This window comes from Martinezella lusitana (assembly GCF_010668395.1).
In the GTDB taxonomy this organism is placed as follows: Bacteria; Pseudomonadota; Alphaproteobacteria; order Rhizobiales; family Rhizobiaceae; genus Rhizobium; species Rhizobium lusitanum_A.
Genome location: NZ_WUEY01000007.1, coordinates 36,251 through 52,439, shown reverse-complemented (window position 1 = coordinate 52,439; position 16,189 = coordinate 36,251). Strand labels below are relative to the sequence as shown.

Annotated in this window: 13 protein-coding genes; 11 read left to right on the top strand and 2 right to left on the bottom strand. The window is 59.4% G+C overall.

Annotated features, from left to right (window positions below; all coding sequences use genetic code 11):
* The first annotated feature begins 3 nt into the window (after positions 1–3).
* From GR212_RS17245 to GR212_RS37105, 3 genes are all read left to right on the top strand, one after another.
* Positions 4–489, top strand: coding sequence for a hypothetical protein (locus GR212_RS17245; RefSeq protein WP_068398185.1), 486 nt, complete (start codon positions 4–6; stop codon positions 487–489).
* An 83-nt stretch (positions 490–572) separates the two neighbouring features.
* Entirely contained in the window at positions 573–974 is a 402-nt protein-coding gene (locus tag GR212_RS17240) for a hypothetical protein (protein WP_163987807.1), read from the top strand.
* Between the two features lie 23 nt (positions 975–997).
* On the top strand, positions 998–1,303 hold the full coding sequence (locus GR212_RS37105; RefSeq protein ID WP_163987806.1) for a phage tail assembly chaperone: 306 nt from the start codon (positions 998–1,000) through the stop codon (positions 1,301–1,303).
* A 38-nt stretch (positions 1,304–1,341) separates the two neighbouring features.
* On the opposite strand, the gene GR212_RS17230 is transcribed toward GR212_RS37105, so the two are convergent.
* Positions 1,342–1,713 carry a hypothetical protein gene (locus GR212_RS17230; RefSeq protein WP_163987805.1) on the bottom strand — a complete coding sequence of 124 codons (372 nt, stop codon included), beginning with the start codon at positions 1,711–1,713 and terminating at the stop codon, positions 1,342–1,344.
* A gap of 314 nt (positions 1,714–2,027) precedes the next feature.
* Positions 2,028–2,618: a hypothetical protein gene (locus GR212_RS17225; protein WP_163987804.1), complete on the bottom strand. Its 591-nt coding sequence runs from the start codon at positions 2,616–2,618 to the stop codon at positions 2,028–2,030.
* A gap of 58 nt (positions 2,619–2,676) precedes the next feature.
* Here GR212_RS17225 and GR212_RS17220 point away from each other — a divergent pair, with 58 nt between their 5' ends.
* The 8 genes from GR212_RS17220 (at position 2,677) to GR212_RS17185 (ending at position 16,179) form a co-directional block, all read left to right on the top strand.
* Positions 2,677–5,097 carry a hypothetical protein gene (locus GR212_RS17220; RefSeq protein WP_163987803.1) on the top strand — a complete coding sequence of 807 codons (2,421 nt, stop codon included), beginning with the start codon at positions 2,677–2,679 and terminating at the stop codon, positions 5,095–5,097.
* Positions 5,097–5,741, top strand: a complete 645-nt coding sequence (locus GR212_RS17215) for a hypothetical protein (protein ID WP_163987802.1) — start codon at positions 5,097–5,099, stop codon at positions 5,739–5,741. Before GR212_RS17220 ends, GR212_RS17215 begins: the two co-directional genes overlap by 1 nt.
* A 3-nt stretch (positions 5,742–5,744) precedes the next feature.
* A complete protein-coding gene (locus GR212_RS17210; protein WP_163987801.1) occupies positions 5,745–6,365 on the top strand; it encodes a hypothetical protein in 621 nt (206 codons plus the stop codon).
* Positions 6,362–6,790, top strand: a complete 429-nt coding sequence (locus GR212_RS17205; RefSeq protein WP_163987800.1) for a DUF6950 family protein — start codon at positions 6,362–6,364, stop codon at positions 6,788–6,790. The genes GR212_RS17210 and GR212_RS17205 overlap by 4 nt, the downstream gene beginning before the upstream one ends.
* Before the next feature lie 103 nt (positions 6,791–6,893).
* On the top strand, positions 6,894–14,666 hold the full coding sequence (locus GR212_RS17200; protein ID WP_163987761.1) for a hypothetical protein: 7,773 nt from the start codon (positions 6,894–6,896) through the stop codon (positions 14,664–14,666).
* 4 nt (positions 14,667–14,670) lie between these two features.
* Positions 14,671–15,093: a hypothetical protein gene (locus tag GR212_RS17195; RefSeq protein ID WP_163987799.1), complete on the top strand. Its 423-nt coding sequence runs from the start codon at positions 14,671–14,673 to the stop codon at positions 15,091–15,093.
* Positions 15,083–15,493: a hypothetical protein gene (locus tag GR212_RS17190; RefSeq protein ID WP_163987798.1), complete on the top strand. Its 411-nt coding sequence runs from the start codon at positions 15,083–15,085 to the stop codon at positions 15,491–15,493. The genes GR212_RS17195 and GR212_RS17190 overlap by 11 nt, the downstream gene beginning before the upstream one ends.
* 17 nt (positions 15,494–15,510) lie before the next feature.
* On the top strand, positions 15,511–16,179 hold the full coding sequence (locus GR212_RS17185; protein ID WP_163987797.1) for a DUF4376 domain-containing protein: 669 nt from the start codon (positions 15,511–15,513) through the stop codon (positions 16,177–16,179).
* The last annotated feature ends 10 nt before the right edge of the window (positions 16,180–16,189 follow it).

The window sequence follows — 16,189 nt, the reverse complement described above, 5'->3', positions numbered from 1 at the left end:
TCCATGGCGAACAAAAGCACGAAGAAGGGCTCGAAAGTCTACGTATGCGAGACGCCCCAGAATACCGACCTGACGGCCACCGCCTATGCCGCGCTGACCTGGGTGCAGGTGGGCAAAGTCGGCAAGGTCGGCGATTTCGGCTCGGAATCCACCATCAACAACTACAATACGCTGGATGAGCCGGTGCAGCAGAAGCAGAAGGGCGTTTCCAACGCCGGCGACCCGGAGCTCGAAGTCGCCTCCATCGCCGACGATCCCGGCCAGGACATTCTGCGCGTCTTCGGCGATCCCCTCAACATCAACAACATGGCGATCAAGGTCGAGCGCAACGACGCGCCGCAGGGCAAGACCAACACGGTGTTCTATTCGCGCGGCGTCGTTTCCGGCCCGCTCTATCCCGGTGGCGGCTCCGACGATTTCGATCTGGAGAAGTTCAAGATCGGCCTCAACCAGCTGCCGATCCGCGTCGATCCCGTCACCACTCCGTAAGCGCGATCTTTCGGAACCTTGCGCGCGTCGCTCTCCTGCGGCGCGCGGCCACTCCTACATGTCCCAACCGATAAGGTGTTTCCTTGGATATCTCCAGTCTCGTCAATTCCGAAGATCTCTTCGAGCTGCAGCTCCTGCATCCGGCCACCGAGGAGCCGCTCGGCATCTCCTTCATGATCCGCTCGGCCGAGAGCAACGAGGTGAAGAAGATCGTTCGCCAGCATAGCGACCGCTTCCTCGCCAGCCGCAAGAAGAAGCTGACCACCAGCAAGGTCGAGGCCGAATATCTCGACAAGGCCGCTGCCGCCATCGCCTCCTGGAGCTGGGGCGAGCAGCAGTGGAAGGGCGAGCAGCCCGCGCTCTCCTTCGAGAAGGCCCGCGAAGTCGTCGAGGACGCCGGCTGGATCTACGATCAGGTGGCCGGCGCCTCGGAGGACCGCGCAAATTTTATGAAGAGCTTGCCGAAGGGCTCTCAGAAGCCGTAAAGATCGTAGCACGCTATGATTGCGTGCGCGACGCAAACGGCGAGACCCGGCGCGAACGCAACGAGGCCTTCGAGCTTATCAGCCCGGAGGCCGAGGTGCCGGAGGCCGGTCATGCGCTCTGGGACTGGTTTTGGGACCTGCGTTCGGCGCAGGCCCCCGGCTTTTCCGGCCCGGCGCCGCTCTCCCACCAGGAAATGCTGGCCTGGCTGCAACTGACCGGCAATCTCCTGCGCCGCGAGGACATCGCCACGCTAAAGGCGATGGACGGGCGCTATTGCCAGGCGGTGGAGGAGGAGACAGAGGCGATCAGGGCGCGGGAGGCGGGGTAGAACGAGTTCTGACAATGAAAGCGAAACAACAAGAGTTGTTACTGCAGAAACTGAACTAAAGCAGCATTGAGTTTCTCAAGTCGTCCCTTTAGTAAAACCTTACATTCGTCAACTGAAATGTTAGGGTTTTGATAACCTGCGTTCTTTTGGAATTCGCCTTCCCATTTTGCCAGAACTTTTTGAGTGAGGTCTGCGTTCTTTGAAAATTTCAGCATCGTCGCTTCCACTGTGCTACGCGCTTTCAAGTATATGTCTACGCCCGCAACGTTTCGGCATAGGTAGGTGGCACTTAAATTGTCATAGAGGGCTTTGATCAGCACGTCCGCGCTAGAATCGCTATTTTTGGTGCTGCCGGCAAAAGCGCTACCGCCCAGAAGGCATAGGCATATAATTGCAACAATTCCGCGCATTGTTCATCCTAATTTCAACCGAAGTCGATGTTAAAGCGACGGGAGAAGAAATACAAGTACTGCGCGAATTTGAATTACAGTGACGGTGCACTCATTTTTCTCAGTGATGGCCTTGGTTTGGGCCAGGCAAGATGGCCATCAGTGGGCTAGATAGGACAAGCGTTCTTATTTGAGTGTAGCATCACGGTAATTCCGCGAGGACCTTGCAGTGTGAAAGGCGATGGATGGGCGCTATTGCCGCGCGGTGGAGGAGAAGGCTACGGCGATCAGGGCGCGGGAGGCGGGGTAGGTGCTAAAGTTCTTCCGGAGACACCTCAATTAACGAGTCGTCTCCATATGTCGTGGAGCCAACCTCGATACGGGGCTATTGGTTTGGCATATCTTTGCTGCTCTTCTGTTGACAGTTCAGGTCGATCTTGAGTCACCTGAAGCAGGTTCGAATTGTCGACATCCACTGGATGTACGTCGTATATTCTCATCCCGGAAATACTGCCATCATCTGAGTAATATTTGCAATCGACAATTAAATTTACAAATTTGTTATCTTTATTTTTGATGTTGAACTCAATTATACTTGAGTGAACCGTAGGATCCAGGCCGCCTTTTTTGAGAAAGCTTAGACCCTCTGTTCGTATCAAATTCTGGTGTGCCTTCATTCGGGCAGCCGCTTCGGCGCCTAAGGTCTCCAATATAGCGTCATCTATCAAATATCTCTTCTCGATTTCAGGCTTCGAAAATGGCCTTTCCGACAAGACGTATCCGAGACGTTTGTAGCTCGATGGCGCAATGAAGTAGCGCATCATGCGTTCCTCGCAAGCTTTTACGATCGGTGGATCGAAGAAGCCATAATTGTTCAGCAGCAGCACGGCGATAACCGCTGCGATCAGACCAGAAATCGGCTTCATCAAAACTCCCGCAGATAGCCTAGCCGTATTCTCTTACATGAAATCAGAAGGTGGTCCAGTGACAGAAATCGCAACTCTAGGCATTAAAGTCGATAGCAGTGACATAAGGACCGCAAGTAACGATGTAAGGGATTTTGTTGCTTCGATGGGCCGGGCGGAAAAAGTATCCGGTGTGACTGGTCGTGCACTAAAAACGATGAGCAATGAAGCGCGAGGTGCGGCAGGTTCTCTCGCCAGAGTTGATTACGCCATTGGCAAATTGAGCAGCAATGATCGATCGTCTCCGATCAAATTGTCGAGTTCCTTGATTGCCTTGAACGTGAAATCAAGCGACGGAAGTGGAAGAGTACAACTTTCAGGCGATAAATCACAATCCGCTCCAAATGGAGAATCCAGTTATCGCAGATCGCCGGAGCTGAAATATTATATGGAGAATCGGCCCGATGAAGGCAAAAATGCGTCCGATATGGCGTTGAGCCTCGGAAGCCAGGCAATAAAGAGCGCCAGTAGTCTGTTTGGTGGCTTCGGCGCCTTCTTTGCAGATATCTTTTTTAGTTCGGTAGCCGATAAGGTTGATGGAAGCTTACCATCAAACCGCTTTGAAACTTCGAAGAAAGTCATTGCTGATCGAGCGAGGATGACCGACGAGTTACGCAAGCTTTCTCTTAATGAAACTCCAGCGATGAAAATTAATTACGAAAATAGTCATACCGAAAACGGCCTAGTGAGTGCGTTAGAAACTCCTAAGAAGCTATCCGATTCTTCGCTGGAAATGGTGCGTGATACATTTAATTCAATAAAACTCGCTGCTGAAATGCAGTTCGGTACGGATTCATTTATCGGGGGAGGGAATTTTACTGAGCTGGAGAAGCAATATAACGAGATCAAGCCACTAATCTTGTCGGGAAAAGCCACGAGACAGCAATATCAAACTTTTGGGAATAGCGTAGCCGAAAATGCCGCTAAGAACCCACAATTTGTAAATCTTCAGACTTTTGCTCAGTTATTCAAGGACGCCATGCCTAGCATGATCCAGAATTCAGAGGCATACAGAGATTACGTTGCTTTGGATGAGAAGGTCAATAAAAACGTTGATGCAACGTCAGCAGCAATAAATGCCAAAATAAAGTCAGAGCAGAATGGAGCCGCCCCTGCTCCGCCGGCTGAACAACAACGCAAGCTTTCCCAAATCGGAGCTCTCGTGGAAACATTCTTTCCGGCGCTTTCGTCTTTCGCTCGCGCGGCGCCCCTCGTGATTGAAGCACAATCGAAACAGGTTGCGGTTGGCAGCGTTGACGTTCAACGCAACCAAAAGGATGAATTGCAGGGTGTTCAACAAGCAACGGATACTCTTACGAAGTCGACACAAGCCAATACCGAACAAACAAAACTCGGAATACAGACCTCCGCTCAATCCGCTGCCGCGACAGACAATGTAAAGTCGAAGGTTGTCACGCTGAAGCAAAGCCAGGACGAGCTTCAGAAAAGCTGTGCAGTGCAGTTGGCGCAAATGCCGCAATTGACCAAGGCGGCCAACGAGCAGGCTGATGCCTATCGGCGCGTTGCCGACGCGCAGGCGCTACAGAAACTGGCGGGCGATATCCAGTTCCAGCAGGATCAAATGGGCCGCTCAACCGTCGACCAGACTGTTGCTTCGACACAGAAGCAATATGGCCTACCCGTCGACATGAATTCGGCCTCGGCCAATATCATTCGCTACAATGAACAGCTGAAATATGCCCGCGAGCTTGCCGGCGATTTTGCCTCGACGCTGGTCAGCGGCTTGCGCAATGGCGAGGGCCTCTGGAAATCCCTGGGGAAGGCGGCGATTTCCGTGCTCACCAAGATTTCCGACAGGTTGTTGAACGATGTGCTCAATAGCCTGTTCAAGGTCAACAGTGCCGCCGCGGGCGGCGGGCTGTTCGGCGGCGGTGGTATTGGCGGGCTCTTGGGCGGTGGCGGCGGGCTGGATCTCGGCATCCTGGCGCGGTCGCCACAGGCGGCGGCAGCCGTTGCGAGCGGTATTCCCGGCCTTTGGGCCGATGGCGGCTATACCGGCCCTGGCGGCAAGAATGACCCTGCCGGCATCGTTCATGCCGGCGAGGTCGTCTGGAGCCAAAAGGATATCGCCCGGGCCGGCGGTGTCGGCGTCGTCGAGGCGATGCGGCTTGGCCGGCGTGGCTATGCTGATGGCGGCGTGGTCGGGGAGGGCGGGCCGCAATTGGTGCGCGCACAGCCGGATGCTTCCGTTCCTGTCCGTCGCCTCAGGGCCGATAACCAGAACGATGCCGCCGGCTCCGCTTCCGGCGTTCATGTCACGGTCGGCGTTTCCGTCGATGAGGACGGCAATCTGAAGGCCTATGTGAAGAATGTCGCGCAATCGGAAGCGCAGAGTTCGACGCGGCAGGGGCTGAATGATTTCAATCAGCAGCTTCCCGATCGCGTCGCGCAGATCAACCGCAATCCCCGGAGGCGCTGATGGCCGTTTCCTATCCCTACAGCCTGCCGGCCTTTGCCGATCTTCTGAAGATCTCCAGCATCGTCTGGGATATTCAGCGCAATGACGAGCTTTCCGGCTCCGGCGATGGCCGGGTCTGGCAGGCGGAGCTGGCGCCGCCGCTCTGGACCGGCACGGTGACGCTGGCCGACATGTACAATGCGGAGGCGAAACAGATCGCCGCCCGCATCCGCAAGCTACACGGCGCCCAGGAGGCGCTTTTTCTTTATGATCCGCTGTCGAAATATCCGCAGGCCGATCCCGACGGGACGAAGCTCGGGAGCGCTGCGGTCAGCGTCGCAGCGCTCGGGGGCGACAATGCCTCGCTCAGCCTCAAGGGTTTGCCGGCTGGTTATCGGCTGACCGTCGGCGACAAGATGCAGGTCGGCTATGGCGGCCGCTATGCCTTTCTCGAAGTTTCGGAAACGGTCAACGCCAGCGGGCAGGGGATCACGCCCGTCTTCGGCGTCTTCCCGCATCTGCCGGCCGGCTTTGCCGCCGGTCTTAGCGTGACGCTTCTGCTACCGGCCTGCAAATGCCTGGTCATGCCGGGCAGCCACAATCCTGGCACTGCGAGCGGCCCGATCACCTCGGGCGCCACCTTCAAGATCATCCAGAAGAAATAGACGATGAAAAACATCACCTCCGCCTTCTTCGCGGCGCTGACCGGCGCGCGCGACAAGGGGCTCGTGCCCCGTCGTTTCGTCTGGATCACCGGCAAGGATCTCGCCACCGGCGGGCCAGCCTCGATCGGCCTCTGGACCGGCGATGACGACATCAACATCACGGTTACCTCCGGCGTCACCGGTCTGCCGGAGGCGCGGACCTATTACGGTGGCCTCAATCTGCAGGTGAGCCCGATCCCGCGCACCGCCGATCTGACGATCCAGACCGTAACCATCACCATCGGCCAGATCGCGCCCGCCGTGCAGCAGCTCGTGCGCGGCTACGATCTGCGGCTGGCGCCGATCGAAATCCACGACATGTCGTTCGATACCGGCACGCGCCTGCCGAGCGCGGCGCCGGAAATCGCCTTTCTCGGCATTGCCGATGGCGCGCCGGTAAAGACGCCGGCCGTGGGGCAGGATGGGGATATCGAAATATCCGCCATCTCCGCCGCCATCGCCATGCTGGAGCGCACCAACCCGGCCAAATCCTCCTACGAAGGCCAGAAACGCCGCAGCGGCGACGAGTTCGGCCTTTATTCCAGCACCGTCGCCAATTGGCAGATTCCCTGGGGGCAGAAATGAACAGCGATCTTGTCAGGGTCAAGAACTGGCGTGCCCGCTTCGTCGCCGAGGTCGATCGGCTGAAGCGCACGCCCTTTGCCTGGGGCAGCCATGATTGCGGCCCGGGCCTTGCCGGCAATCTGGTGCTGGCGATCACCGGCGTCGATTGCGCCGCCCAGTTTCGCGGCGAATATTCGACCGCCGCCGGCGCTCTGAAGACGATGAAGGCGGCGGGCTTCGACAATCTCGCCGATCTGGCCGCCGGCATGTTGCCCGAGATCCATCCGAGCGAAGCCCACATCGGCGATATCGCCGCGATCCCACATGAAGGCCCCTTCGGCTATGCCCTCGGCGTCGTCAATGGCGAGCGCATCTTCGTGCTGCGCGAGAGCGGGCTTGGAACCGTCGATCTGCTCGACGCCAAGCGGGCCTTCAAGGTCGGCTGACCGGGCAGTACGCCATCAATCCATTTATCTCTGACCGGTGACATTTCGGCGCGGCTTTGCCGCGACGACCCTTTCCCATGCGCCAATCGAGGTCGTCCGATCCATGAAATATCTCATCCTGCTTCTGAACGTCCTCGGCTTCTGGCTGATGGCGGATGTGGCGCATGCCGAGCCGATCAGTCTGGCGATTGCCGCGATATCGCAATTTGTCAGTTCGATCGGCATCATCGGCAAACTGGTGCTGACCGTGGCCATCAATATCGGCCTGTCTTTGGTCGAAAAGGCGCTGGCGAAGAAGGACCAGCCGCAGCCGGCCGGAACCAAGCTCGAGATCAGCATGGGGGACGATCATGCGATGTCCTTCATCATCGGCAGCTACGCGACCGCCGGCAAGCGCAAATATGCCGGCACCTGGGGAGACGACGGCAAGACGCCGAATGCCTATTTCACCGATGTCATCGAGATCGGCAGCCTGCCCAATCGCGCCGGCGAGCGCGGCCTGACCAGCGTCTGGATCGACGACCAGAAGGTCGGCGTCCTCTGGGAAGAGCCGCATCCCGACGGCCGCGGCTTTCCGGTGCTGCAATATCGCGCCAACGGCAAGGACTATCTCTGGATCAAGTTCCTCGACGGCACGCAAACGAGCCCCGATCCCTTCCTGATCGCCAAATTCGGCAGCCATGCCGAACGTCCCTGGAAACCAACCATGATCGGCCGCGGTTGCCAGGTCGTCGTCCTCACCTCGCGCTACAACACCGATCTGTTTTCCGGCGTGCCCTCCGGCCTTTTCGAGCCGCATCCGCTGCCGCTGTACGACGTCCGCAAGGATTCCTCGGTTGGCGGCAACGGCGCGCAGCGGTGGGCCGATCCGTCGACATGGCAGCCCAGCACCAACCCGGCGGTCATGATCTACAACCTTGCCAGAGGCGTCTATTACGGATCGGAATGGGTCTATGGCGGCCAGAACATCGGCGCCTTCTGCCTGCCGGCAACGAACTGGATGGCGGCGGCCAATGCCTGCAACGCATCCGTCCAGCTCGGCGACGGCACCAGCGAACCGGCGTTCCGGGCCGGCTATGACGTTCAGTGCGACCAGGAGCCGCTCGATGCCGTTTCGGAACTGTTGAAAGGCTGCAACGGCCGCATGGCCGAAGTTGGCGGTATCTTCAAGATGCTGGTGGGTACGCCGGGCGCGGCGGTCTATTCCTTCTCGGATGACGACATTGTCGTTACCGAAGAGCAGAGTTTTCAACCGTTTCCCTCGCTGTCTGCGACCTACAACGCCATCGAGGTCACATATCCCGAGCCGGCCGAAAAGTGGGCGACCAAGGATGCGCCCGGCCGCTACAACGCCGATCTCGAGGTGCAGGATGGCAATCGACGCCTGCCGGCGCAGATCCAGTTGCTGGCCGTCCCTTTCGCCAATCAGGTGCAGCGCGTCGGCCTGGCGATGATCCAGGATTATCGCCGCTTTCGCGTGCACCAGGTATCGCTGCCGCCGGACGCTTATCCGCTGGAGCCGAACGATGTCGTTTCCTGGTCTTCGGTTCGCAACGGCTATGACGAGAAGAAATTCCTTGTCGTGAAAGTGGAGCCGCAGCCCAATTTCCTCATCGTCGTCACGCTGAAGGAAGTCGATCCGGCTGACTACGACTGGCATCCGGATATGCAGTTGCCGACCGCTATCGGCTGGCTCGGCCCGATCACGCCCCCGTCGCAGCCGATGATCGGCTGGACCGTGGAGCCCGCGACGATCAAGGACTCCGGCGGCATTGATCGCCGTCCGGCGATCAAGATCAGCTGTGCGCCGGATCTCGACGACGTGAGAGGCGTTTGGGTGCAGGTGCGTCTCAAGGATACCGGCGACGTTGTTTTCGACAGTGACAGCAATCCCTATGCTTCTCCCTATTCGTGGGTGCTGTCCGGTCAATGGACGTTGGCCAATACCAATTATGAAGCGCGCGGTCGCTATCTCGCTAGATCCCATCGGGCAACGGATTGGTCGGCGTGGTTGACCGTCAAGACACCGAATGTTCTCATTCAGGCGGGCGACGTCCTCGACGGCGCAATCATCGCTTCGAAGATTGCCGATGCTGCCGTGACGGCCGCGAAGATCATGGATGACGCCGTCACCAATCTGAAGCTTGCCGACCAGGCCGTTTCAACCGCCAAGCTTGAGGTGGCGGCCGTTACGGCCGATGTGCTGGCTAGTGGCGCTGTGATCTCCGCCAAGTTGGCCGATGGTGCTGTCACGGCCACGAAACTTGCCCAGGGTGCCGTGGACGCCACCAGCCTAGCAAGCAGCATCAAGGCCGTCGAAATCGTCTCCGCTCTACCGGCGACCGCCAACGTCGAAGGCCGGCAGGTTTATCTCACAACGGATGGCAAGCTTTACCGCTATCACAATGGCGCATGGACGGCGACTGTTGCCTCGGTCGATATCAACGGCACGCTGACCGACGCCCAGATTGATGCTGTTGCCGCCACCAAGGTCACCGGCACGCTGGTTTCCTCGCAGATCGCGGACGCCGCGATCACGTCGGCGAAAGTTGCTGCGGCCGCTATCGATGCGACCAAGTTCGCCTCCGGTATCCGGCCCGTTGAAATCGTATCGTCGCTGCCGACGACCGGAAACAGCGAAGGTCGCACGGTTTATCTGACCGCCGACGACAAACTCTATCGCTACACCGGAAGCGCCTGGATCTCGACCACTGCGGCGGCCGATGTGACCGGGCAGATGACGGATGCCCAAATCGCGGCCGTCGCCGCCGCCAAGGTCACCGGCGCGCTGGTCTCCTCTCAGATTGCGGACGCAGCGATTACCACAGCGAAATTCGCTTCCGGCATCCGGCCGGTCGAGATCGTCGCCACGCTGCCGACGACGGGCAACGTCGAAGGGCGGATGGTCTACCTGACCACCGACGACAAGCTCTATCGCTATACCGGCAGCGCCTGGACGTCGGCCACGCCTTCGACCGACATCACCGGTCAGTTGACGGATGCGCAGATCGCGGCCGTCGCCGCTGCGAAGGTCACTGGCACGCTGGTCTCCTCGCAGATTGCCGACGCGGCCATCACGAATTCGAAGCTCGCCGCGTTAGCGGTGGATGCCACCAAGCTTGCCGACGCCTCGGTCACGGCGGCGAAGATCGCCGATGCGGCCGTGTCGACCACGAAATTCGCCAGCGGCATCCGGCCGATCGAGATCGTTGCCGCGCTGCCAACGACGGGCAACGTCGAGGGGCGCACCGTCTACCTGACCACGGACGACAAGCTCTATCGGTACACCGGCGCTGCCTGGACGTCGGCCACGCCTGCGACCGACATCACCGGTCAGCTAACCGACGCGCAGATTGGTGCGATCGCAGCCGCCAAGGTCACCGGCCAAATCACCAGCACGCAAATCACGGATGGCGCGATCTCGACGCCGAAGCTCGCGGCTGGCGCTGTCACCGCGAACGAACTGGCCGCCAATTCCGTCATTGCCGCCAAGATCGCGGCCGGCGCCGTTGTTGCGGCGGCGATCTCGGCTGGGGCAGTGACCACGAATGCCATCGCTGCGGGTGCCGTCACGGCAACGCAGATTGCCACGAACACGATCACGGCTGGTCAGATTTCGGCCGGCGCGATCGGCGCGACACAGATCGCGGCCGGCGCTGTTACGACGGCGAAGCTCTCTGCCGGCGCGGTCACCGCCAATGAGCTTGCCGCGAACGCCGTCACGGCTGGGAAGATCGCCGCGAACGCCGTCGCCGCCACGAACATCGCGGCGGGTGCGGTCACCGCGAAGAGCCTTCTGTTGCAGGATTTCGAGAACCTCGTCCCCAACGGTCGCTGGGAAGATACGGCCACGGTACTGTCGGCCTATTGGGCATTTAGCGGAACAGGATCTGTCTCGCTTGTAAGCGATCCAGCGACTGCATTGACCGGAGCGAACTACATGCGGCTCTCCAAGGCCGCAGCTGGTGCCACTTCGGTCAACGTCCAGATGATCGACTATATGCCGGTGGTCGCGGGAGAAAGTCTCTATTGCGAGACTGCTTGGAGATCGGACGCTGCTGCGACGGCTGGCTTCTACTTCCGTGTGGGTTGGTATGACGGCAACAAGGTCGCTCTTGCGTCTCCTCAATATATAGACGTTCGAGGCAACGTCGCGATGGCGACGGACTGGACGATATACTCGACCAAGATCGCTATTCCGGCAGGGGCCGACTTCTGCCGCGTCCAATTCTATAATCACAACACTCAGACTACGGCGCTTTATGTCGATATCGACCGTGTTGTGCTGCGTCGGGCGAATGCGGCCAGCCTGATTGTTGATGGCGGCATCACCGCCAACTCCCTGGCTGCGAATTCTGTGACAACGGTCGCCCTCGCTGCTGGAGCTGTGACCGCGAACGAGATCGCCGCCAATGCGATCACCACCGGCAAAATCGCGGCCGGCTCTGTAACCGCAGCACAGATTGCCGCAAACACCATTACGGCCGGTCAGATCGCAGCAGGGGCCATCGGTGCCACCCAGATCGCTGCGAACACCATCACCGCCGACAAGATGGTTTTGGCCGACTTCACGAACCGGTGCGAGAATCCGAACTTTGGTGAGGGTAACGGTTCTTGGACTATAACGGCGGCTTCCTCCATCGTTAACGATCCGGCAAGCGCCTACGTCGGGATATGCTATCTCAATGTGGGTGCCGGCATTAACGGCATCGTCTCGCGAAATATCAATATCTTCCCAGTCATTGCGGGCGAGCAATACTTTTTGCAGGCTTTCGCGAAAGTGACAGGTGCTCCGAATGTGGCGATCTCGCTCCGCATCCGTTACACGCAAGCGGATAAATCGACGTTGGTCGGAACGGGTGCTGTTACCATCCCGGCTAACGGTGCTGCGACCTACGCAGAGTATAATGTCAGTTCGTCGGTCCCTGCAGGTGCGGTCTATGCCTGGGTCGATTTCGCGACGAACAGCAGCGCGATCACAACCGGCAGCTACCAGATCGGTTTCGTCTCCTGCCAGCGGCGCAACGCGGGCAGCCTCATTGTCGATGGCGCTATCGCCGCCGCCAAGATCGCGGCGAATGCCGTCACCGCTGCTTCCATCGCTGCAGGTGCAATCACCACTGACGCTCTCGCTGCCAATGCGGTCACGACGGCGAAGATTGCGGCCGGCGCGGTCACGGCAACCCAAATCGCCGCGAACACCATCACGGCCGGTCAGATCGCTGCTGGCGCTATCTCTGTGACCCAGCTTGCCGCTGGCGCTGTCACGGCGAAGAGCCTGGTCATTCAGGATTGGGAGAACCTGATCCCTGATAACCAGTTGCAAAGTGCCGCGTCCTGGTCGTCGCTGAACAACAGCGTTATCAACCCGGCGACAACCCAGGCATTCACGTCGAAGGGATCGTTAGACTACACCTACGTGGCAGGTGCCAGTTACGTCCAGATCCTCACGAGCCAGCCCTTCGCCGTTGTGTCCGGGCAGGAGTATTTTGCATCCGCGCAGGCGATCAGAACCTCTGGCTCGAAATTCGGTCTGTGGTTGCGCGTCTATTGGCTCGATGCCAACGGCAACCTCCTTAACCCCGATACGTATCTGACGATCACCTCTTACGGAACGGCGGGTGGGGGCACCATAGATGGCGTTCAGTCGTTCTCGGCGAGCATCATCCCTCCGAGCAGCGCCTACGGCGCGGTCCTCAAAGGCTATATTCATCGCGACTACACCGATGGGAACGTGTCGATCGGCGGCTTTAGTTTCCTGCGGAAAGCCACCGCCAATCTGATCGTTGACGGCACCATTACCGCCAACAAAATGGTTCTGGGTGACTTTACGAACCGTGTCGAAAACCCGAACTTCGGCGAAGGCGACGTCGGCTGGGTGAAGGCTGCTGGCGTTACCATCGTCAACGACAGCGCCAACGCCTATGTCGGCAATTATTACGCTAACATTCCTATTGGGGCGGCCGGCGTATTTCTAGCCAGCGACAACATCTTCCCTGTGGTTCCGGGGGAGCAATATCTTCTCCAAGTCGTCGCCAAGGCAACCGACGCCCCGAGTGCCGGCATTTATGGCCGTGTTCACTTCCTAGCCGCCGACAAGACGACAAACATAGGCACGCCGAACGTCGTGATTCCGACCACCGTTGGCATGAGCTATACCGAGTACAGGGTTAGTGCCACGGCTCCCGCGAACGCGGTTTACGCGAGGATCGACTTTAATCCGGTCGCAGCTTTTACAGGCGGTAGCTATCAGATCGGTTTCGTTTCCTGCCAGCGCAAGGGCACCGGTAGCCTGGTTGTCGATGGCACGATCACCGGCACGAATATTGCTGCCACCACGATTACGGCGGGCAATATTGCGGCCGGCACTCTGACGGCAGCGCAGATTGCAGCGAGCGCCATCACGGCAACCCAGCTGGCGGCCGGTGCTGTCACGACTGCCAAACTCGCAGCCGGCGCGGTCACCGCCAATGAGCTTGCCGCGAGCGCGGTCACGGCCGGCACGATCGCAGCTGGCGCGGTTTCTGCCTCACAGATCGCTGCTGGTGCCATCACGACGGACAAGCTTGCCTCAGGTTCAGTGACGACGGATGCGCTGGCTGCGGGAGCAGTGACCGCCACCGACATCGCTTCTAACGCGGTCACGGCCGATAAGATTGCGGCGAATGCCGTGACGGCCGGCAAGATCGCCGCCAATGCTGTGACTGCCGGAACGATTTCGGCCGGGGCGGTCACCGCGACGACGATCGCGGGCGGCACGATCACCGGTGATAAGCTCGCCGCCAACACGATCGGCGCAGATCAGATTGCCGCGAATGCCATCACCGCCAAGCAGCTTGTTCTCACCGACTTCTCGAACATGGCGGACAACGGCTGGCAGACAGGGACGCTCGACGGCTGGACCACACAGAACGTCCAGAGCTTCGCTAACGACGCCACCGCTGGAGATGCTGCAGGCTACGTTCTGCAGTCGCTCGGCCGAGATTGCGCACGCTCGAACTTCGTCGCGGTCACGCCGGGGGATGTCTACGCCTTCGACGTCTGGGTGAAGAATGCCGATGCGAACATGGCCCAGGTCACGGCGATAACGATGACGCCGAGCGGGACTGTCGCCTATGCGGCAGTGACGAGCACGACGACGAAGAACGGCTGGGTGCGGCTGCAGGGGCGATACACTGTTGCGAGCGGCGTCTCAAAGCTCGCCATGCTCCTTCAGGTGGTCAAGACAGCTGGTACCGGCAGCTCCTGCTACTGGTCGAATCCGGTCATGCGTCGAGCTGTCTCGGCGGAGCTTATCGTGGATGGTTCGATCACCGCCAATAAGATGTCGGTCAACAGCCTGGACGCAATCACCGCCAACCTCGGTGCGGTCAATATCAGCTCGGCCGTCATCGGCACGCTCCAGGTTGGCACTAGCAATATTCAGGGTGGTGCGGTTACGGCTATGACCGCCGGCCGAAATGCTGGCGGCCAAACTATTAGTGCAAATCAGACCGTCAATCTGGCGGCTGCGGGAATCACTGTTGCTGGCGACGGTCGCGTCATGATCAACGCCATGACGATCGGTCAATACAATCAGAACGGTGGGTCGCAGAATGCCCAACCAATAGGCTGTAACATCTTCCGCGATGGAACGGCGATCTTCAGCCAGACCTACTATCTCGGGGTCGTTCAGACCGTCGTGACGAGCAGTGGTGGCGGTGGCGGTGGTGGCGGCGTAACCCAGACAACCTATACCGCAGGCCTCGTTTCCGTACCCGCCCTCTATGATGCGCCGGGTGCCGGGTACCACGTCTACACCCTGCAAATTTACTGCCCCAACAACACGATTGCCTGGAACGAAAGCAACATTATCGCAACCGCGTTCAAGAGGTGACGCCGTGACATCGACAATCGTCCATTACATCATTTTCGCCACCGACGGCCGTGTCCGTCAAAGCGGGCATTGTGACCGGGATACCCTTCCCAAGCTGGCCGCTCTGTTCGGTGACGGTTACGCGGTCATGGAGGTGCCCGAGGCGCAGTATCGGCTGGATATCGACGCAACTTCCTACGTGCTCGATGGCGTCATTACCCCTAAGGCGGTCGCGCTCGATATCACCGAATTCACCGTCCAGGCCGATGGCGTGGAAAAGGTGCGCTTTCCTATGCCCGCCGGCACTTCGGTCGTTCACGCCGGTGCGATCGTCGCTATCGAAGACAATGTCTTCGAGTTTACGACCGACGTTCCCGATGATCACCGGTTTTCCTTCATCGCCCCGGCCGCGTTCTTCAATTTCGAGGTGACCATTCATGCAGTTTAACGTGCTCGCCGATCCCACCCGGGAACGCATCCAGGCGCAGGCCGACATAGACCATCAGGTCAGCCAGGCCCGCGCTCTCTTCATCACGCTCACGCCGGGTCAGGAAGCGGTCTATGCCGTGAAGCTTGCCGAGGCGCAGCGGATTGCAGCCGACTACCACAATGTGCCGGAGGGCGAGACGCCTCACATCGCGGCCGAGGCAGCCGAAGATGGCGTTAGCCGTTTCGAGAAAGCGGCCGAAATTCTAACGCGCGACCAGCATTGGAAAGTCGGCTCGCAGATGATCGAAGCGATCCGCCGATCGGCGAATGCCGCCCTTGCCGCCGCCAAAACCGCCCCCGAAATCCGCGCCGCCACCGTCATCGATTGGCGGGCCGTGCGTACTTTTGCCCAAGCCTAACGAAGGAAAGGACTACCATGTATCGCATAGACAGCATGTATGAACCGATGGTCGAGGCGCTGCTTGCGGCTCGATCGGAGAGCAAGGCCGATCGCTGGATGGCTTGCGCCGCCTTCTGGCTTGGCCGACAGCAGATCTACAATGTGCCGGACTTCTGGCTTGCGCTCGCCGCCAAGATCACATCCGGACTGGATGCTGCGGACAAGGAGGCCATTCTCGATCAGCTCAACAACAAGGAAGCGGGCCTGGTCGGCTCGACCGAGGATTGGCCGGAAACGCCGTCAAGCCTTCTGGCCGTCGTCGCCGGCTGGTCTCCGGAACCGGCACCCGTCGATCTCTATGCCTACGCCGCGTCCAAACGCTATGCCGTCGAGACGGGCGGCATCGTCATCAATGGCATGTCCGTCATGACCGATCGGGGAAGCCAATCGCTGATCACCGGAGCCTACAACTATGTGCAGGCGAACCCGGAGGTGACGGTGAAGTTCAAGACTGCGGCCGGCTTTGTCGAGCTGACGGCAGCGCAGATGACCGCGATCGCCAATGCGGTCGGCGCGCATGTCCAGGCGGCTTTCGCCGCCGAGGGCGAAGTCAACAGCCGGATCGTCGCCGGCACCATCACCACCACGGCCGAAATCGACGCCTTCGCCTGGCCGTCCGGCGATGCGATGGCATCGACTGTCTAAGGAGCCATGA